Source organism: Planococcus sp. APC 3900 (assembly GCF_030407735.1).
In the GTDB taxonomy this organism is placed as follows: Bacteria; Bacillota; Bacilli; order Bacillales_A; family Planococcaceae; genus Planococcus; species Planococcus notacanthi.
Genome location: NZ_JASDCT010000003.1, coordinates 386,290 through 404,314, shown reverse-complemented (window position 1 = coordinate 404,314; position 18,025 = coordinate 386,290). Strand labels below are relative to the sequence as shown.

Annotated in this window: 17 protein-coding genes; 13 read left to right on the top strand and 4 right to left on the bottom strand. The window is 44.2% G+C overall.

What is annotated here, in order from left to right:
• Nucleotides 1–1,704, top strand: a complete 1,704-nt coding sequence (locus tag QMA04_RS08865; RefSeq protein ID WP_290185189.1) for a sensor domain-containing diguanylate cyclase — start codon at nucleotides 1–3, stop codon at nucleotides 1,702–1,704.
• Nucleotides 1,705–1,765: 61 nt separating this feature from the next.
• Here the strand turns inward: QMA04_RS08865 and QMA04_RS08860 are convergent, their stop codons facing one another.
• The 3 genes from QMA04_RS08860 to QMA04_RS08850 are packed head-to-tail and all read right to left on the bottom strand — an operon-like array spanning nucleotide 1,766 to nucleotide 4,527.
• Nucleotides 1,766–3,562, bottom strand: coding sequence for a hypothetical protein (locus tag QMA04_RS08860; protein WP_191715978.1), 1,797 nt, complete (start codon nucleotides 3,560–3,562; stop codon nucleotides 1,766–1,768).
• Entirely contained in the window at nucleotides 3,555–4,118 is a 564-nt protein-coding gene (locus tag QMA04_RS08855) for a PulJ/GspJ family protein (RefSeq protein ID WP_191715977.1), read from the bottom strand. Before QMA04_RS08855 ends, QMA04_RS08860 begins: the two co-directional genes overlap by 8 nt.
• The gene (locus tag QMA04_RS08850) at nucleotides 4,111–4,527 is read right to left on the bottom strand and encodes a type IV pilus modification PilV family protein (protein WP_225218544.1); all 417 of its coding nucleotides are present in this window, start codon (nucleotides 4,525–4,527) and stop codon (nucleotides 4,111–4,113) included. Before QMA04_RS08850 ends, QMA04_RS08855 begins: the two co-directional genes overlap by 8 nt.
• Before the next feature lie 300 nt (nucleotides 4,528–4,827).
• Here QMA04_RS08850 and QMA04_RS08845 point away from each other — a divergent pair, with 300 nt between their 5' ends.
• The 10 genes from QMA04_RS08845 (at nucleotide 4,828) to QMA04_RS08800 (ending at nucleotide 14,707) form a co-directional block, all read left to right on the top strand.
• Nucleotides 4,828–5,226: a hypothetical protein gene (locus tag QMA04_RS08845; protein WP_290185185.1), complete on the top strand. Its 399-nt coding sequence runs from the start codon at nucleotides 4,828–4,830 to the stop codon at nucleotides 5,224–5,226.
• On the top strand, nucleotides 5,219–6,634 hold the full coding sequence (locus QMA04_RS08840; RefSeq protein WP_290185183.1) for a VanW family protein: 1,416 nt from the start codon (nucleotides 5,219–5,221) through the stop codon (nucleotides 6,632–6,634). Before QMA04_RS08845 ends, QMA04_RS08840 begins: the two co-directional genes overlap by 8 nt.
• Nucleotides 6,635–6,656: 22 nt before the next feature.
• Nucleotides 6,657–8,315, top strand: a complete 1,659-nt coding sequence (locus QMA04_RS08835) for a GspE/PulE family protein (RefSeq protein WP_290185182.1) — start codon at nucleotides 6,657–6,659, stop codon at nucleotides 8,313–8,315.
• A 4-nt stretch (nucleotides 8,316–8,319) separates the two neighbouring features.
• The gene (locus QMA04_RS08830; protein ID WP_290185181.1) at nucleotides 8,320–9,360 is read left to right on the top strand and encodes a type IV pilus twitching motility protein PilT; all 1,041 of its coding nucleotides are present in this window, start codon (nucleotides 8,320–8,322) and stop codon (nucleotides 9,358–9,360) included.
• A gap of 1 nt (nucleotide 9,361) precedes the next feature.
• On the top strand, nucleotides 9,362–10,573 hold the full coding sequence (locus QMA04_RS08825) for a type II secretion system F family protein (RefSeq protein ID WP_290185179.1): 1,212 nt from the start codon (nucleotides 9,362–9,364) through the stop codon (nucleotides 10,571–10,573).
• Between the two features lie 123 nt (nucleotides 10,574–10,696).
• Nucleotides 10,697–11,137 carry a prepilin-type N-terminal cleavage/methylation domain-containing protein gene (locus QMA04_RS08820; protein WP_290185177.1) on the top strand — a complete coding sequence of 147 codons (441 nt, stop codon included), beginning with the start codon at nucleotides 10,697–10,699 and terminating at the stop codon, nucleotides 11,135–11,137.
• Nucleotides 11,138–11,167: 30 nt separating this feature from the next.
• Entirely contained in the window at nucleotides 11,168–12,094 is a 927-nt protein-coding gene (pilM, locus tag QMA04_RS08815; protein WP_290185175.1) for a type IV pilus biogenesis protein PilM, read from the top strand.
• 2 nt (nucleotides 12,095–12,096) lie between these two features.
• Nucleotides 12,097–12,819: a PilN domain-containing protein gene (locus tag QMA04_RS08810; protein WP_290185173.1), complete on the top strand. Its 723-nt coding sequence runs from the start codon at nucleotides 12,097–12,099 to the stop codon at nucleotides 12,817–12,819.
• Complete coding sequence (locus tag QMA04_RS08805) at nucleotides 12,816–13,604, top strand: pilus assembly protein PilO (RefSeq protein ID WP_290185172.1); 789 nt, start codon at nucleotides 12,816–12,818, stop codon at nucleotides 13,602–13,604. The genes QMA04_RS08810 and QMA04_RS08805 overlap by 4 nt, the downstream gene beginning before the upstream one ends.
• A gap of 347 nt (nucleotides 13,605–13,951) precedes the next feature.
• Nucleotides 13,952–14,707, top strand: coding sequence for a prepilin peptidase (locus QMA04_RS08800; protein ID WP_290185170.1), 756 nt, complete (start codon nucleotides 13,952–13,954; stop codon nucleotides 14,705–14,707).
• A 41-nt stretch (nucleotides 14,708–14,748) separates the two neighbouring features.
• On the opposite strand, the gene QMA04_RS08795 is transcribed toward QMA04_RS08800, so the two are convergent.
• The gene (locus QMA04_RS08795; protein ID WP_290185168.1) at nucleotides 14,749–16,275 is read right to left on the bottom strand and encodes an AbgT family transporter; all 1,527 of its coding nucleotides are present in this window, start codon (nucleotides 16,273–16,275) and stop codon (nucleotides 14,749–14,751) included.
• Nucleotides 16,276–16,650: 375 nt separating this feature from the next.
• On the opposite strand from QMA04_RS08795, the gene QMA04_RS08790 reads away from it, so the two are divergent.
• Together QMA04_RS08790 and radC are read left to right on the top strand one after the other, a co-directional pair.
• Nucleotides 16,651–17,259, top strand: a complete 609-nt coding sequence (locus tag QMA04_RS08790; protein ID WP_191715964.1) for a Maf family protein — start codon at nucleotides 16,651–16,653, stop codon at nucleotides 17,257–17,259.
• Nucleotides 17,253–17,945, top strand: a complete 693-nt coding sequence (radC, locus tag QMA04_RS08785; protein WP_290185165.1) for a RadC family protein — start codon at nucleotides 17,253–17,255, stop codon at nucleotides 17,943–17,945. Before QMA04_RS08790 ends, radC begins: the two co-directional genes overlap by 7 nt.
• The last annotated feature ends 80 nt before the right edge of the window (nucleotides 17,946–18,025 follow it).

Here is an 18,025-nt window from a genome sequence, read left to right as displayed (position 1 = left end):
ATGGGGGAGAAATTTAACCGGAAAATCGTTTTATGGTGCCTATGGGCATTGATAGTTCCGGCAGGCTTAGTGATTGTTTACCGTTTCTTCCCGCCATCTGTAGCAGATCCGTGGAACTTAATGGCGTACATTCTGTTTTTTATTTTGATGAGTTTGATGCCGATGAACATCAATGGAGCCTCGACATTTTTGGTGCAATGGGTAACAGTGGCGCTGTTTCTGAAATATGGACTTTTTATCGAAATGCTGGTATCCCAATTGAGCATGTTGATTGTGCTGTACCGTATTCGAACCAATGAAGAACAATCGGTGCGGATTCCTTTCAACTCGCTGATGTTTTTCTTTGTCTCATTAATAGCAGGATTGGCTTTCATAGGGGCAGGCGGCCAAATCGGAACATTGGAAATGTCGCATGTCATTTTGTATGGCTTGATATTCCAGGTGCTTTCCGTATTGATTAATCAAATCATTTATCACTTATATGACTACACGACAGGTGGTCGGAGCAAATTCTTTTCGGTCGACGCCATTTGGGATTTTGCCTTGATGTTTGTGATTTTCCCTTTTGCGGTCGCTTTGTATTTGTTTGAGTCGCATATCGGAATTCCGGCGCTTGTATTGCTGGGTGTGCCGTTTTTCATTATGGCAGCGGTCATGAAAAAGTTCACCAGCTCAGAACAAGTCAATATTGACTTGAAACGGGCTGGAGATATTGGCCATCAGCTTGCAGATCGTCTGGAAGCGAATGAAGTGCTTGACCAATTTGTTGTAGAGGTTGCCAAGATGTTCAAAGTTGAATATGCCTATATCGTCGATTACCGTGATGGCCAACAGCAAATGTTGCGGCTTTATGAAAATAATCAATTGCAGCCCCGTGAAATTGAGTCACTTCCTTATAATCGGGGAGTTGCTGGACATGTCATCGTCACCAACGACTCGTTCATCTTTGATGAAAAAAGCCAATGGGCGGATTATGTCACCGGCAACCTGCCAGAAGATACAGAGAGTTTGATGGCCACGCCGATTGCCCGAAACAATAAAACCGAGGGTGTACTGATTTTAGCTTCTAAAAAGAAATACGCTTTTGCCAAGCACCAGCTTCAAATTTTGGAAATCCTCAGTACTTATTTCGCCGTATCGGTGGAAAAAGCAGGGTATATGCAAAAAGTCATTGCCAAAAGTGAACGCTGCGGATTGACCAAGTTATATAATTATCGCTATCTGGACGAAAGTCTGGAAAGTTGCATTAAGGAAATGAATGAAGGCCGTCTCGAGCAATTGTCATTAGTGATGATGGACATCGATCATTTCAAGAGCATCAACGACCGTTACGGACACCAAAGCGGCAATGACATCCTCATTCAGCTGGCTGATATTTTGAGAGAAGAATTCGGCGATGAAGGAACCATCGCCCGTTACGGCGGCGAAGAATTTGTCATCCTGTTGTCGAATTACAGCAAAGATGTAGCGGTGCTGCTGGCAGAAAACCTCCGCAAACGCATCGAAAAGCACGACTTCGTAATTGAAAACGACTTGGGGGAAGACCGTAGCCAACAAATCGTCCACATCACTTTAAGCATCGGCGTATCCACTGCACCGGACGACAGCGATGAAGGCATGTCGCTGATCCGGAATGCCGATAGGGCGTTGTATATTGGAGCGAAACAGGCGGGACGGAATAAGGTTGCGGCGTATGTGAAATAGAGCACAGAAAAAAGACGGGATAAACTTCCGTCTTTTTTCTGTAATAATAAAGAATTTAATGTTAATCCGGACCAAGACTTCGACCTTTTTTTATTGGATCGATTATATTTTGCGGCATGATGACACTGCTTGTGTAATCAATTGTGTTTCTAAAGGTATCCAATAACTCATGATCGTAAATTATTTGAAGACGCGAAGCGGCATTTTCTTGGTTTTCTCTTGTTTCATAATAATGATTATTTATTTTTTGATATGGTTTTACAATTGTTGTTATATCGGGAACATCTCTGCACCAGTATAAGAAGCTTTCATAACGCCACTCATTTCCGGGCGATCTAAAACCAAAACGACATTCTTCTTTGGTGCCCGTTTGAGCTGTTTTTTCCCACTCAGAAAGGTTGGCTTTTGATTTTCCACGCATTGCATTCAAAACGATATTATTTGCAGCTACTCCTCCGATAATTTTCGTATTGGAGCCAAAACCATACATTTCCATAGTACCGGTAGAATAAAAGAACCCGTTAACAGTGCTTGGAGTATCTTGAAATTCAGATAAGTTGGATAAAATAAAGTTTCCATCTGCAAATACTATTAAGGAACCTCGAGGATTGGTACTGGTATTTTCTTTTATGCCAGACACTGTTACATATTGAATAGATACTTTTCCTTTTACAAACATAGTGAAATTTGCTTGAAGATTCACTTTGTTAATATTTACGTCGCCATTTACATAAATTCTTTTTCCATCAATTGAAACATTTTCAAAGGTAGTATTAGAAGAATTTCCAATCGTAAAATTTTTATTCACATAAATATTCTTATCAAATTTTATATCAGTGTTGTTTCCTCTAATGGTTAAATTTTCATTATAACTGGTCGAACTTTTAATATTCTGATCTGAAGTATAGGCTATGCTTGCGGATATTCTGGAATAGGAGCTTCTATCAATATTAAATTCTTCGGTAAAGTTTACAGGTTTTATTTTTTCGGATTCATATTGGATGGAAGGGGCATAGTTAGTAGCAAATATATTTTTAGTATTCTCTCTACTCAATTCATCATAGTTTCTGTTAGAAAAATCTCCAGTGATATGCTGTGCATAGGTTCTGTCGAAATAGTCTTTAAAATTATAAGCTTTTCCACCCAAATTAAGCTTGCTGTTCACTAAATTATTTTCACTGTCCATAGTTTTAAGTGAGCGTGGCAAAACACTTTGAAGCCATCCTCCATCCCCATGTCCATTGTTAGTGGAGAAAATATTCCCTGCAATATTCATATCACCTGTAATTTCAGAGCCACCATTAAGTAAAAGGTTTCCTCCATCTTCACCGCGTTTCAATGTAGATACAGTATAATTAAGCACTTTTTGTATATCATCAGCACCCATTTCTAGTGTTTCATATACAGTGGATTCTTGTTTGCCCTTATAGCCGGTGCTTTTAAAAACTAACTCTTTCCTAGTCTTACTACCGCTTCCATCTGATATTTCTTTTACTTGATCAATACAAGTTCTGAATTTGCCATCACCTGTTTCATCAGCCAATGTTATTTCTTTGCCGGTAGAGCATCTGAAGCCGAGTATTACATTATTGAAGTGGCTTTCAAATTGAGAGTTTGTCATTCCGTTTGTATAGCTAGCTGGAAATATTTTTAATTTGGCTGAGACTTCTTTTTCGATTCTTTCTATTCCCTTAGTAGCCAAATCTTCAGACTGAACTATATGCTCTCTTGTTACATTTTTTTGAGCACCATTAAAGGTCATTGCCATTAAACTGGCTCCGAGAATGCTAAACAATAGAACTAACATTAATGTAAGCAGCAGGGAATATCCTTTTTCATTAACAATTAGTTTATTCATCTCGAACCTCCCTGGAATCATCAATTATAGTTATCGTATTTTCAAATTTCATTGAATGCATCGTTTTGTCTTTCATTGTCTCAAGCGTAAAAATGATAGTATAGGCATTTGTATCCTCTTTCTTCTTAATTACTGTTGGAGAGAGGGCAGTACAATCATTTTTTAGAAGTTTAATATTATTATAAAAACTGACTTCCTTATCCTTTACTATGACTTTGCCGTTTTCAAATCCAGTTTTGTATATTTCTGTAGTTCCTGCCACAGCTCCTGGTTTTTTTACTTCAATAAAAGAATTGTTAACTCCGGAAGTACATTGGTTTTTTAAGCTTATTTGAGATTTTTTTAACACAAAGAGATCTTTTACCATACTTGCCATGATTAAATCCGCTTCATCTCTAAGTTCTGATTCGACTTTTATTCTTTGATAATTTGAATAGCCTTGAAAAAGAACGGAGAACGCGAGGGCTCCAACAATACCTACGATGATTATGGTAGCAAGCAATTCTACCAAGGTAACTCCTTTGTGATCTTTAATAATTTTTAAGCCCTTATTCATATGGAATGTATCCTTCCACAGAACTTTTATGTTTTGAACTTTCGGAGTTTACTGTGACCACGATGTTTAAGAGTGTAAACTTATTATATTCATCCGCTGTTTGAGTTACTTTAATAGTTACTTTGTATTTCTTATTATTCATTTCAAATGAATTTAATGCTTTTCCTTTGCTTTCATTTACTTTGGTAGGGGGAAAAGGGGAAATAAATTCAGAAGGGTTGGCCTTAACCCTTTCTAGATAAGCATCTGCTAAATTAATGACAACCAACTTTTCACTATTGCTTACCGCTAAACGATTTGTATTCGCAAATACCGCCATAAAACTCATTAATACAATCGAAAGTATGACCAGTGAAGCCAACACCTCTACCAATGTGAAACCTCTTTCGTTCTTCGTCAAATACCACATAAAAAAATCACCCGCTTATGTCTAAAGTTATAGATACATTTAATAAAAATTAACTGTACTGTTATATATACCATTTTCTTTTTGAACTGACTAGATTATTAATGGAAATTTTTATATCTAAAATAGTATATTAGTAATGAAATTTATTTTTATTATTCGCTATTATTTATACCATTTATCTTGTATTATAGCTATATCAGATGGGATACTTTAACTGTTTCTATTACTTAAATTTACAATTTCAAGGGAATGGCAAATAAAATATTCTTATCAGCGCATAATTTTACAGGAGGAGTTTAAATGATCCGTATACTTATCTTCATTATGGTAGCTGCTATTGCTATGGCGCTTGTTTACTTCATAGGAAAGAGCAGTAGCAAAAAGAAGTTCATGATTCTTCTTGGAAGCGGCATCTTGGCTGCGGCAGTTGGTGTATTCATGCAGACGACATTTCCGTTATACCAGTCCTTATTAGGAATGATGGCGGTGGCCTTAATTGCAACAATAATCTATATGAAAGTGCTCGAGAAAGAACAAATCAAAAATCAGCAATTGCTTGAAGAGCGGAGAAACAGCAAAAGCCGCGTGCAGCCAAGCTCAACCGTGTTGACGAATAAACGGTTCCAGGAACCTGCAGCCGATAAAACATATGGCATGAAGCCGATACCAGTCGTTAGGGAGGAACAGAAAGTTGAATAATAAAGTTTTTGGAATGACCTTTGCAGCAATTATGGGATCTGCACTACTGTTTTTTGGAGTCGCCAATGCAGGAGCGGCCGTGGTGGATAAATGGATTTTTCCGGCCGATAAATTTGGAGACCATACGTATATCGGAACGACGAATGTTTCAAATATGGATGTTGCCAGTGCCATGGCTCAATTTTCGGACACAGCTGAATCTTTTCGTGCTTCCTCTGAATTATTGGTGACTTACCAGGATGCAACAGCGAAGTATCCACTCAATAATGCCAATATTTTATTAGAAGAAACAGCTGCCCGCGCTCAAACGGGTGTTCAAAATACTTTTGTGTTTGATCTTCAAGAACAAACGACAAAAAAGTTTTTAGTTGCCAACTTCCATGCGGCTGAATTTTCCAATATAGAAGTGGAACGCATCACCATGAAGCTGGAGCAGGCACTTGAATCAGGGCTTGCACAAACGCATGTGACAATCAGTGACGATTCACTCGCTGTAGATCGTGAAACAGTTTCTGAAGTTGCGTTTCCACAAGGTTCGACTGGCGAAGGGGCGGCGGCTGTAATTTCAGCAATTGATGAAATTCAAATTGCTCCTGGCGCGAAATTTTCATTCTTGGAGTTCTTAAGTCAGCTTCCGACGACGAGAGCCACTGATAAAGAACTGACAAAAATAGCATCAGCCATCTATGCAGCTGTGCTTGAAACAAACTTCACGGTTGATGAACGCAGTATTGGAACTTCAATTCCCAAAAATATTCCGGCCGGACAAGAAGCAACCATTAACCAGTCTCTTGGAGTAGATTTGGTCTTCACAAATCCAAATGCCAGTTCATTTACATTAAACACAGAGCTTGCGGGAGATTCGTTAATTGCTTCATTGAGTGGGTTTCCGTTGGTCTATGACTATGCGCTTCAGACCAGCGGCAAAGAAACTGTTGAACCCCGTTTGATTAAGCAATACAGTGCTTTTGTGACTGCAGGAAAAGCGGTAGATGAAAAAGGCAGTGAAGGAATGCGGATTCGCGTCAATCGCTCCGTACTTTCGGACGGAAATGAGTTGGAAATCGAGTCGATTTCAACAGATTTTTATCCTCCAGTCAACCGTGTGGAAATTTATCCGTTGGAAACCGAACCAATTCCAGTAGAAAGTGTGCCAGGCACGGACGGAAGTGAAACTCCAGGCGGTGAAACGGAAGAAGGGCTTACGGAAGGCGGGCAAGTGTCGGCAAATTCATCCGGTGAAAGCGCTGATGGTCAAGCAGCTGAAGATGGCAGTTCAACTGGCAATTCCGAAAACAATCAGGATCCTAAAGGCAACGAAAAAAATACCGAGAACCCTGGAACAGATGGGGATGCCAAGTCGAGTGAACCTGTATACGACAAGGGCGGGAATTTGGTTAACCCTTAATCGGTTTTAAGGAGGAAAAAGAGTGGCTAAAATACGGAAGCGACTGGGGGATATCCTGGTCGAACATGGCTTATTAACGCAAGATGATTTAAATGAAGCTTTACAGACGAAAACAGCGGAACAGCGAATTGGGGATGCTCTCTTGCAGCGAGGCTTGATCACTGAACAGCAATTGATCGAGACGCTTGAAGTGCAGTTGGGCATTCCGCACGTTTCCCTATTCCGCTATCCTTTCGATAAAAACTTGTTCAATATGGTGCCGAAAGAAATGGCAAAACGGAATCAGCTGGTTCCGTTGAAAATTGAAGGCGATAAATTATTTCTGGCGATGACCAATCCGATGGATTACATCGTCATCGATGATCTCCGTTTAATGACAGGATTTCAGATCCAGCCGGCAATCGCTTCAAAAGAAGATGTTTTAAAAGCAATATCCAAATACTACGATGAAGAATCATTCGATGATCTGATCGGCGAATTGCCTGAAACCAAACAGGACCAACAGGAGGATATGGGCGACTTGGATGCCCCCATCGTCCGCCTGGTCAGCCAAATCCTGTCGAATGCCGTTTCACTGAAAGCCAGTGATGTTCATATGGATCCTCAGGAAAACCGCGTCTTGATTCGTTATCGGATTGACGGTTCACTGCGGACTGAACGCATTTTGCCGAAAGCCATGCAAGGGATGATCACGGCACGAATTAAAATTTTGGCGAACCTCGATATCACCGAAAGCCGAATTCCACAGGACGGACGGATCAAGACCAATGTCGATATGCGCCCCATCGATTTGCGTGTTTCGTCATTGCCGACCGTTTACGGCGAAAAAATCGTGATGCGTATATTAGATCTGAGTGCCAACTTGACCGATATTTCGAAGCTTGGCTTTAATGACTTGAACATGGAACGTTTTATGCGCGAAATCGATAAACCGAATGGCATCATTTTAATATCAGGTCCGACGGGATCGGGGAAATCTTCGACGCTGTATGCAGCCTTGAATAAATTAAATAGCGAAGAAGTCAACATCATCACTGTTGAAGATCCGGTAGAGTACCAGCTTGAAGGCATCAACCAGATTCAAGTGAATACCAATGTGGGCTTGACGTTTGCGGCAGGGCTTCGCTCGATTCTCCGTCAAGATCCGGATATCGTCATGGTCGGAGAAATTCGCGACAAAGAAACGGCCGATATTTCCATCCGTGCGTCGCTTACCGGACATTTGGTATTGAGCACGATTCACACCAACGACTCAATCGCTTCAATCACCCGCTTGATGGACATGGGAATCGAACCCTTTCTCGTCACTGCTTCACTGAACGCCGTGGTCGCTCAGCGCTTGATCCGGAAAGTTTGCCGGGATTGCCGGGAAATCCACCAAGCAACCGAACGCGAAAAACACATCTTTGAAAAAAGAGGCTTGTCGATCGGTACGATCGCCCGTGGCAAAGGTTGCTCGCAATGCAATATGACAGGCTACCGGGGACGTATGGCCATCCATGAAGTGCTGGTCGTTAACGAAGAAATCAAGGACATCATCAACCGCAACGGCACAGCGGGCGAAATTCGTGAAGTCGCCATCAGAAACAAGACGATTTTCCTGATTGATGATGGCCTATTAAAAGTGAAGGAGGGCATGACGACAACAGAAGAAGTTCTGCGCGTTGCCATGATGGACTAAGCCTATGCCGACAACTTATATAGATGAAATTTTAACAGCCGCAATCAATTTAGATGCTTCTGATATTCATTTGACCGTTGGAATTCCTCCTGTTTTCCGTTTAAACGGGGAATTGCGCCGTTACGGAAAAGACAACGTCAGCTATGAGCAAACAAGGGAAATCAGCAAACTTCTGATTCCGGAAAGGTCTTTTGATAAATTTCTGGAAAAAGGAGAAATGGACTATTCCTATTCATTGCCGGGAGTAGCCCGTTTCCGGGTCAACACGTTCCATCAGCGTGGCTCCGATTCCCATGCTTTCCGAACGATTACGACAGGTGTTCCGACAATCGATCAACTCAAAATGCCGGATATTTTGAAGATGCTTTCAGAATCTCAACAAGGCCTGATATTGGTTACTGGCCCAACCGGATCCGGCAAATCGACAACGCTTGCATCCATGATCCGCCACATCAACGACAACATGTCGAAACACATCATCACCTTGGAAGACCCGATTGAATACTTGCATAGGCACGGAAATTCCATCATCAACCAACGCGAAATCGGATCTGACACACATTCCTTCGCAAATGGATTGCGCGCAGCTTTGCGGCAAGATCCCGATGTTATTTTAGTCGGGGAAATGCGGGATCTGGAAACCATTACAACTGCCATCACCGCAGCGGAAACCGGCCATTTGGTTATGGCGACATTGCATACCTCAAGTGCCGCTTCGACAATCGAGCGCATCATAGATGTGTTTCCGGCCGGCCAGCAATCCCAAATCCGCACCCAATTAGCAGGAGTCTTAAAAGCGGTCGTTTCACAGCGCTTGCTGCCGACAGCTGACGGCAAAGGGCGGGTGTCTGCTACAGAAATAATGATCAACAATACCGCGATTTCGAATTTAATCCGTACGGAAAAAGTGCATCAAATCCCCAACGTCATTTTGACGAACCGCGCAGCGGGGATGCATATGATGTCTTCATCTATCCAGGAGCTTTTGGCGAATGGGAAAATCGCCCGCCATATCGCCCACCCTTATCTGAAAGGGGAAGGATAATATGGCGCGCTTTAAATACGAAGGACGCGATACGAAACAAATAAGAACCGGCATCGTCACTGCCGGAAACCGCAGGGAAGCCATCATCAAGCTTCGAGATGACGGCATTAAAGTCATCGATATGAGGGAAATTGAAACCACTGCGCTGCAAAAAGATATCACCATCGGGAATCCGGTGAAGCGGGACCAGTTCATCATGTTCCTGCGCCAGTTTTCCACATTGATGCGCGCCGGTGTGACAATCGTCGATACCATCCGAATTCTGTCCCAACAAGTCGAATCAAAAGCGTTGGCCAAGACCTTGGCGATGGTCGAAGACGAATTGCGCAAAGGCAATACCTTATCCGACAGCCTGGCCAAGCACCCGAAAATCTTCGAACCGCTGACTATCAACTTGATCAAAGCGGGAGAGATGTCCGGAAATATTGACGAATCACTGGAACGCTTGGCCAATCATTACGATAAAGCATACCAAACCCGCCAGAAAGTGGTTTCCGCCATGTCTTATCCCGCAATCGTCGGCGTATTGGCAATCGGCGTAGTCATTTTTCTGTTGGCGACCATCGTGCCAATGTTCGTGGACATGTTTGCGGGGTTCGGAGGGGAACTTCCGTTGTTGACACAAATCGTCATGCAGTTAAGTGATTTGACCATCAGCTATTGGTACTTGATCGTGCTGGCTGTTCTATCACTTATCGGTGCATATTGGCTGATGAAGCGAAGCCTGCAAGGGCGCCTCGTCCTGGACACCATGCTTTTGCGCATGCCGATATTCGGAAAAATCTTTAAGAAATCGGCGTTGGCACGGTTAACGCGTACTTTGAGCTCGTTATTCACCAGTTCTGTACCCATTCTTCAGGCGTTGACCATGGTCGAAAAAGTGGTGGGCAATGAAGTGATGTCGAAAGTGGTACTGGCGTCCAGGGACTCTTTGGAGAGGGGCGGTTCACTGACCGAACCGATGCGCGACCATTGGGCATTTCCGCCATTGATTCCCCATATGATTTCCATCGGCGAACAGACAGGATCTCTCGACCACATGCTGCTTAAAGTAGCGGAGTTTTATGAAAAAGAAGTGGATGCAGAGACGGATCGGTTAAAAGCATTGATTGAACCATTGATGATTATCTTGCTTGCCGCTCTAGTCGGGACTATAGTCCTTTCTATCATGCTTCCGATGTTCGAAATGTTTAATAACGTAGACACGATGTAGTAGTAACTATACAAATAAATGTTAAAAATTATATATTTCTCTATTGCATAATTAGAGCCACTTGATATAATAAAGCAGTAAGAAGGAAGTACTAAAAATTTAGCAAAAACAGGGGGAACAAGAATGAAAAATTTCGTTCAAAGAAAGTTAAAAGAACAAAAAGGGATGACCTTAATCGAGCTATTGGCCGTTATCGTAATCATCGCTATTATTGCTGCAATTGCTATTCCAGCGATTGGGAATATTATTGAGAATAGCCGTTATAGTGCGGTTAAGTCGGATGGGTTGAATGTTATTGCAGCTGCTCAAATCTATTTTACTGAAAATGCACAAGAACCCTCAGTTACAATTGAAGATTTAAAAAAAGATGGCTTTTTAGAAACATCAGGTAAACTTACTTCCGGTAATGTAGCTAAACCTACGACGGGGGCCTTGACTTTAACAGCAGGTCCATTTGAATTTTCTGGCGGTAAAGAAATTGAATTTAAAGGTGCTACAGTTGCTGGCATTAATGCTGATACACAAAAAGGTAGTAATGATACGATAAATGCTATAGCAAATTAAATTCTTTACTAATCCCTAGGAGCTGAAAAAATGGCCTTACCGTTTTTATCGAAAAAAGCACGCGTCGTGACAATTACTATAGAAGAAGATGCCATCCGGTACGTGGAATTGAAATCCACAGAACCGCTTCACATAAGCCTGGCGGAAGAGATGGTTCTTCCTGCCGGCGTTATCAGAGATGGCGAAATTGTCGACGTAAAAGCGCTTGGATCGATACTCGGTGAGGCTGTCAATCAGTGGGGTCTCTCTAAGAAGTCAGTCCGATTCCTCGCCCCTGACGAATTCGTTATCATCCGCAAAGTGGCATTTCCCCAAGGCGTCAAAACCGATGAGCTGAAAGGCCATTTCTTTATCGAAATCGGTTCGACCCTTTATCTTCCCTTCGAAGATCCCGTCTTTGACGTTGTGCCTTACAACGGTAACAAAGAAGTGCTCATCATCGCTTCCAAGGAATCTGTCGTCAATACCTATGAACAAGTTCTGGATCAGGCGAAACTGAAAGCCGCAGTGGCAGACATCACGCCGCTCGCTTTATATCGTCTGGCGCATGTGCAGCATGATTTCATTGAAGACGAGCACATCATGATGATCGATCTGCAATCAAAAAAAATGACGGTGTCCATTTTCCACGAGCATTACCCTTTGTTCATGCGGCCGGTCGAATTGAATCTCACGGAAGAAGAATTACTCAATCCGGATATTTTTATAGAAGAGATTGAAGCGGAAATCGAGAAGCTCATCAATTTTTACCGCTACAGCATGAACGCGGGTGAAGCCACTATCACGAAAGTGGTCTGTAATGGCCTCGGCGATTGGCCGGAACTTCAGTCGCGGCTTGAAAGCCGGCTTTCCGTTCCGGTCTATCCGATTGTTATGAAACCCATTCCTACCGAATTAAACGACAGCGTTCCTGAACGTTTTAACCGTGCCATCGGTTTAGCCCTGAAAGAGGTGTGAACATGTTAGTTGATATTAATTTATTGCCGCAAAAGGAAAGGGAACGTCCTGTTTTTCTTTTTGCGGTGTTTGGAATTTTATTGGTGGCTGTTTTCATCTGGGCGACCTTTTTCTTTTTGGCACAGTCGCAGGCTAATCAACAAGCAGCAATCGATGCTGAATATACACAAGTCGCCGCTCAAAGCGAAGCGATCCGCACGCAACTCGCGGCTTCAGTCGGACTGAACGAAGAGCAGCAATTAAAGGCGACGGTCGATTGGGCAGAAGGCTACCAATTCGATACGGTGCCGTTGCTTAGTGATTTGGTATCCAGATTGCCGGAGCGCGGATTCTTTGATTCCTTTTCCTTCGTGAAGCCGAACTTGGCTACGTTGACGATTCAATTTGATACAGCCCGTGAAGCGGCATATTACTTGTCACAATTAAAAGCTTCCGAGTTGCTGGATTCCGCAAAGCTGGATTCGGTGACGAATCAAGAATTGGAATTGGTGGAAACAACAGAAGAAGGCACTGAAGTAGCAGAAGAAAAAATTATTGAAAATCCACGCTATTTGGCAACTTACAGTTTGGTTTATGTAGATGAACGTTTGCCGGCAGTAGAAGAAATTATCAATGCTGATGGAACCGTTACGGAAGTGCCGGCTATTGAAGATGCATCTGCCGAAGAAGTTCCAGCAGAAGAAGCGGAAACCGTTCCTGCCGAAGGGGAGGGTGACGTTCAATGAGCAGTTTATCAAAGCGGCAGAAAGAAATAGCTATGCTGGTCTTGGCGGTACTGTTATTGATAGGGAGTGCAGCTTATTCCTATTTTTCCCTCTACGTTCCAACTAGAGACGCTCGCTTGCAATCTGAACAATTGCTGACCTCGGAAAACGAAGTGCTGATGTCTTTGCAGGCGCAGCAAGAAGCTGCACCACCAGCTGAAAAAATCAGTACACGTGAATTGCAGCATAAAGTCACCATTGAACCTTTAACGGATTTGATTCTCTTGCAGGTTGAACAAGCCGAGCTGCTGTCCGAAACACTCGTCACTTCCGTCAATTTCGCTGAAGCACCATTAACGTTATTGCAGCCGGTCGAAGGAATGGAAAATGTTCAGGAAGTCATCACAACAGTGGAATTCAATGCCACAGATTATAAGAGCATTATCACTTTCATCAAGGAAATTGAAGCGATGGAGCGCATCATGGTCGTCGGTGGAATTGATTTCACTTCAACACCGGAAGTGACAAAAGCGGAGCAGGAAGGGGAACCGTTAACCGTTTCCGTTGGATTCTCAGCCTTTTACCGTCCGGATCTCATTGAACTTGCGGAGACGCAATTGAAAGTCGATTCCCCTGCACCTGCGAAAAAAGTAAATCCGCTGCCTCAAAATGACGGCACCAGCCTAGTCATACCCGACAAAACAACCGACGAAGAAGTGGAAACGCAAATTTCATCAGACGGTTCACAAAATGAAGTGAATGTGGAAGTGAATGTAGAAGAACAGGAAAAAGCGTCAGACCAGTAATGCAGGCAAGAGGGAAATCATCGTGATTTCTCTCTTTTTGATAAATTGGGGTTAAAAGCTTCGTTTTACAGAAGGTATAGACCGTTCTGCAAACAAAGGGACGGATTCTGCAAACAACCGGTATTATTCTGCAAACAAATTCAGCATTCCGCAAACAACCAGGCGTATTCCGCAAATAAAACCCGTATTCCGCAAACAAACGCTCTTCCATTCGCTTTTCGCCCGCGAAAAGCATCCATCATCCGTTTTTTTAGCAAGAAATAGAACAAAACACCGAAGCCTCCTGCCGAAAAGTGGAGTTGTTTATGAAATATCACCAAAAATAAACTAAAGCAAAGAGGGTTTCTATGGTACTGACTTATTCTGTTTTCATTTCACTGTTCGGGCTCGTCTTTGGGTCGTTTTTCAATGTGGTGGGCTTGCGTGTACCGAAAAAGGAATCGATTGCGTACCCGCCTTCGCATTGCACCAATTGCCAGCGCCGTTTGACCGCGCCCGACCTGGTGCCGGTGTTCTCGTATCTGTTTCTGAAAGGCCAATGCCGGACGTGCGGCTCGAAAATCCATTGGGTCTATCCGCTGATGGAGGCGGTTACGGCTGTTTTATTCGTGGCGTCGTACTTGGTGTTCGGGTTTACGCCGGAACTGATCGTAGCGCTCTTGTTCGTTTCAATGCTGGTGATCATCACCGTGTCGGACATCGCTTATATGCTTATTCCGGATAAAGTGTTGTTGCCGTTTGCGGTGGTGCTGCTGGGCTTGCGTTTTGCCATTCCGCTCGATCCGTGGTGGGATAGCCTGCTCGGCGCTGCCATTGGATTTTCATTGCTGTTCCTGATCGCTGTTGTCTCCAAAGGCGGCATGGGGGGCGGGGACATCAAGCTGTTCTTCGTTATCGGATTGGTGCTCGGAACAGCCGGCACCTTGATGACCTTGTTCTTTGCATCGTTCATCGGTGCGATCGTCGGCATTATTCAACTGCGCGTGACGAATAAAGGGCGCAAGACACCGATTCCGTTCGGCCCCTCGATTGCAGCGGCCGCAGTCATCGTCTATTTCTGGGGCGATGCCATGCTTGCTTGGTACTGGAATTTTTGGCTATAAAAAAAGCTCAAGGGACATGTTCCCTTGAGCTTTTTGTTATTTTATTTTGAATAAAGAATTGGTGATGCAGGACCCAGATCAAGGCCGAACAGCATCCAGACGATCAGCATCAATGACCAGAAGATCATGAAGAAGATGGAGTACGGGAACATGACCGAAATCAATGTACCGATGCCCATTTTCTTATCGTATTTCTGGGCAAAAGCGATGATGATGGCGAAATACGTCATCAATGGCGTGATGATGTTCGTCGATGAATCCGCGATGCGGTAAGCCATCTGCGTCAGTTCAGGCGAGTAGCCGAGCTGCATCATGATCGGAACGAAGACCGGCGCCATCATGGCCCACTTCGCAGAAGCTGAACCGATGAACAGGTTGATGATTCCAGTGACCACGATAAACCCAATGATCAACGGGATGCCCGTCAAATTAGCGGCTTCGAGTGCTTCAGCCCCGTAGACGCCAAGCACCATTCCAATATTTGATTCTGTGAAATAGGCGACGAACTGTCCGGCGGTGAAAGCCAGGACGATGAACATGCCCATGGCAGCCATCGTATCCGTCAAATGCGCAGCGATGTCTTTATCGCTGCGGATATTCTTGGTGGCGATACCGTAGAACAATCCAGGGATGAAGAACAGGATCGTAATGATCGGCACCAATGAACTCATAAATGGTGACTGGACGATGCCGCCGTCTTCAGCGCGCAAGACGCCGTTTTCTGGGACGATCAACAAGGCAGTCAGGATAATTCCGACCAATACGGAAATCCCAGCCCATAAAAGGCCTTTCTTTTCTTCAGCTGTCAAGCCGTTCAAGTCTTCACGGTATTGCCCTTTGTATTCACCAAGGCGCGGTTCAACCACTTTTTCCGTAACAATTGCACCGACGATAGTCAACAGGAAGACCGAAGCGATGATGAAGTAATAGTTCATGGCAATGTTCATGCCTTCTGCATAAGTCGGATCGATGATCGCTGCTGCCGCGATTGTCATTTCACCGAGCATGGCATCAGTGGCAGACAGCAGCAGGTTTGCCGAGAATCCGGCGGATACACCGGCAAATGCTGCGGCAAGACCGGCCAATGGATGGCGTCCGAGCGCCGCGAAAATGACAGCACCAAGTGGGGGAAGGACCACATACCCGGCGTCAGAAGCAACACTGGACATGATTCCGGCGAATACCAGTCCTCCTGTGATCAAGAATTTCGGAACGGATAGGACGAAAGCCCGTAGTACAGCACTGATGAGTCCTGTGCGTTCCGCAATTCCGATACCCAACATGGTGACCAGGACAACGCCTAGCGGAGCGAATCCGATGAAATTATCGACCATGCTGGCAAATATGTATTGAATGCCTTCTGCATTCAGAAGGTTCTTGACTTCAATGATTTCGCCTTCCTGGCCCGGATGTTCGACGGTAATGCCAATTGCCGAGATGATAGAGGAAATCACAAGGACGGCAAGTGCGAGCAGGGCGAACAAGGTCACCGGATGAGGCAGCTTGTTGCCGATCAGCTCGATGCGATCCAGCGATTTCTGAAATAAACCTTTGCGCTTTGTCTTCAAAAAAGACAGCTCCTTTGCTAAAAGAATTGGTGAAAATTATTTCATAATAATAATTTTCAGAAATTAAAAGCCAAATTTCATTATAATAGCTCTTTTTAATGAAGTGAATCGCTATACAAAAGTGCCAATAATGCTAATTTTGAATAATGTTAAAAGATTTTTGTGCTTGACATAAAAACCTTGTTGCGACAGCTTTTGTCGGATGTTCGTGAACAAAGCAAATGTGAATTTTAGATGGCAGCATACAGCGCTTTCAAGAAAAAACTAACTGAAAAATGATTTTTGAACGCCTGCTGAAGGGCAAAAATCATTTTTGATGGTTTGTTGAGTGCTGTCAGGGATGGTATGATTCTTGAAAAAAGGAGAGATTTCCCCATGAAATTCAAATCAGATTTCCCCGTCATTCTAGCTTCACAATCACCGCGCCGCCAGGAACTGCTTAGTATGCTTGGCGTTCATTTTCAAGTTATCCCGAGTCTCCAGGACGAACCCGATCCGCAGGACTTCCAAACGCCGCTTGGCTACGTATTGGCATGTGCTGCTCAAAAAGCGCAGGAAGTGGCAAGTGCCCATCAAGAAGCTGTGGTCATCGGCTCTGATACTATTGTCGTCCTGGATGGTGAAATCCTATTGAAGCCGAAAAGTAAAGAACAGGCCAAGAGCTATCTTCAGAAATTATCCGGCCGCACACATGAAGTCATTACGGCGGTGACGGTCGTAAAAGGTAATAGCGAGCAGTCCTTCCATGAAGCCGTCAACGTGACGTTCTTCGAATTGCCGGAAGCCTGGATCAACGCCTATATTGAAACCGAAGACCCTTACGACAAAGCAGGTGCTTATGGCATCCAAACGGTATCCGGTTTGTTCGTCAAAGGCATTCAAGGAGATTACAACGCTGTTGTCGGCTTGCCGGTTGCGGAACTGACGCAGAAACTCGCAGCTGCTGGGTTTATTTCGCTAGAAGGGAGCGGTGTCCGATGCTGAACGACGCGCCGTTGATGATCCGTGACGTCCACATTGCGGACCGTCCCCGAGAACGCCTGGTCAACCAAGGGGCATCGGCATTGTCCAATCAAGAGCTGATTGCCATCCTGCTGCGCACCGGCAGCAAGCAGGAGTCGGTGCTGCATTTGGCCAATCGGGTGCTGACCCATTTCGAACAGATCCAGGAAATGAAAAACGCCACCATCGAAGAGATGGTGGCGATCCATGGCATTGGCCGGGCAAAGGCTGTCCAGCTGCTTGCGGCTGTAGAACTTGGCCGGCGGCTGTCATCCAAGCAGACCGATACGAAATTCACCATCCGTTCCCCGAAAGATGCGGCTTCCTATTTAATGGCCGATATGACTTCGTTGAAACAGGAGCATTTTGTTGTCTTGTTCCTCAACATCAAAAATCAGGTCATGCACCGCCAAACCATTTTTGTCGGCAGCCTGAACGCCTCCATTGTCCATCCCCGTGAAATTTTCCGTGAAGCGGTCCGCCGTTCTTCAGCTTCGATCGTCTGTGCCCATAACCATCCTTCCGGCAATCCTGCGCCATCACCTGAAGACATCGATGTCACGAAGCGCCTCGTCGAAGCCGGCAGCATCATCGGCATCGAACTGCTGGACCATGTCATCATCGGTGACCACCAATTCATTTCCCTGAAAGAAAAGGGGTTCATGTAGCACTGTTTATTTTTTTTCTTTTCGTCTATAATGAGTGGTATTGTGTCAACGCAATTGCCGAAATACCGGCTTGTTACAGA

Excerpts from the sequence above, each read along its gene's own strand:
- QMA04_RS08865 (WP_290185189.1), top strand. The coding sequence starts at position 1 with ATGGGGGAGAAATTTAACCGGAAAATCGTTTTATGGTGCCTATGGGCA.
- pilM (WP_290185175.1), top strand. The coding sequence starts at position 11,168 with ATGGCCTTACCGTTTTTATCGAAAAAAGCACGCGTCGTGACAATTACT.
- QMA04_RS08820 (WP_290185177.1), top strand. The coding sequence starts at position 10,697 with ATGAAAAATTTCGTTCAAAGAAAGTTAAAAGAACAAAAAGGGATGACC.
- QMA04_RS08790 (WP_191715964.1), top strand. The coding sequence starts at position 16,651 with ATGAAATTCAAATCAGATTTCCCCGTCATTCTAGCTTCACAATCACCG.
- QMA04_RS08860 (WP_191715978.1), bottom strand. The coding sequence starts at position 3,562 with ATGAATAAACTAATTGTTAATGAAAAAGGATATTCCCTGCTGCTTACA.
- QMA04_RS08800 (WP_290185170.1), top strand. The coding sequence starts at position 13,952 with ATGGTACTGACTTATTCTGTTTTCATTTCACTGTTCGGGCTCGTCTTT.
- QMA04_RS08810 (WP_290185173.1), top strand. The coding sequence starts at position 12,097 with ATGTTAGTTGATATTAATTTATTGCCGCAAAAGGAAAGGGAACGTCCT.
- QMA04_RS08805 (WP_290185172.1), top strand. The coding sequence starts at position 12,816 with ATGAGCAGTTTATCAAAGCGGCAGAAAGAAATAGCTATGCTGGTCTTG.
- QMA04_RS08830 (WP_290185181.1), top strand. The coding sequence starts at position 8,320 with ATGCCGACAACTTATATAGATGAAATTTTAACAGCCGCAATCAATTTA.
- QMA04_RS08825 (WP_290185179.1), top strand. The coding sequence starts at position 9,362 with ATGGCGCGCTTTAAATACGAAGGACGCGATACGAAACAAATAAGAACC.
- radC (WP_290185165.1), top strand. The coding sequence starts at position 17,253 with ATGCTGAACGACGCGCCGTTGATGATCCGTGACGTCCACATTGCGGAC.
- QMA04_RS08855 (WP_191715977.1), bottom strand. The coding sequence starts at position 4,118 with ATGAATAAGGGCTTAAAAATTATTAAAGATCACAAAGGAGTTACCTTG.
- QMA04_RS08845 (WP_290185185.1), top strand. The coding sequence starts at position 4,828 with ATGATCCGTATACTTATCTTCATTATGGTAGCTGCTATTGCTATGGCG.
- QMA04_RS08850 (WP_225218544.1), bottom strand. The coding sequence starts at position 4,527 with ATGTGGTATTTGACGAAGAACGAAAGAGGTTTCACATTGGTAGAGGTG.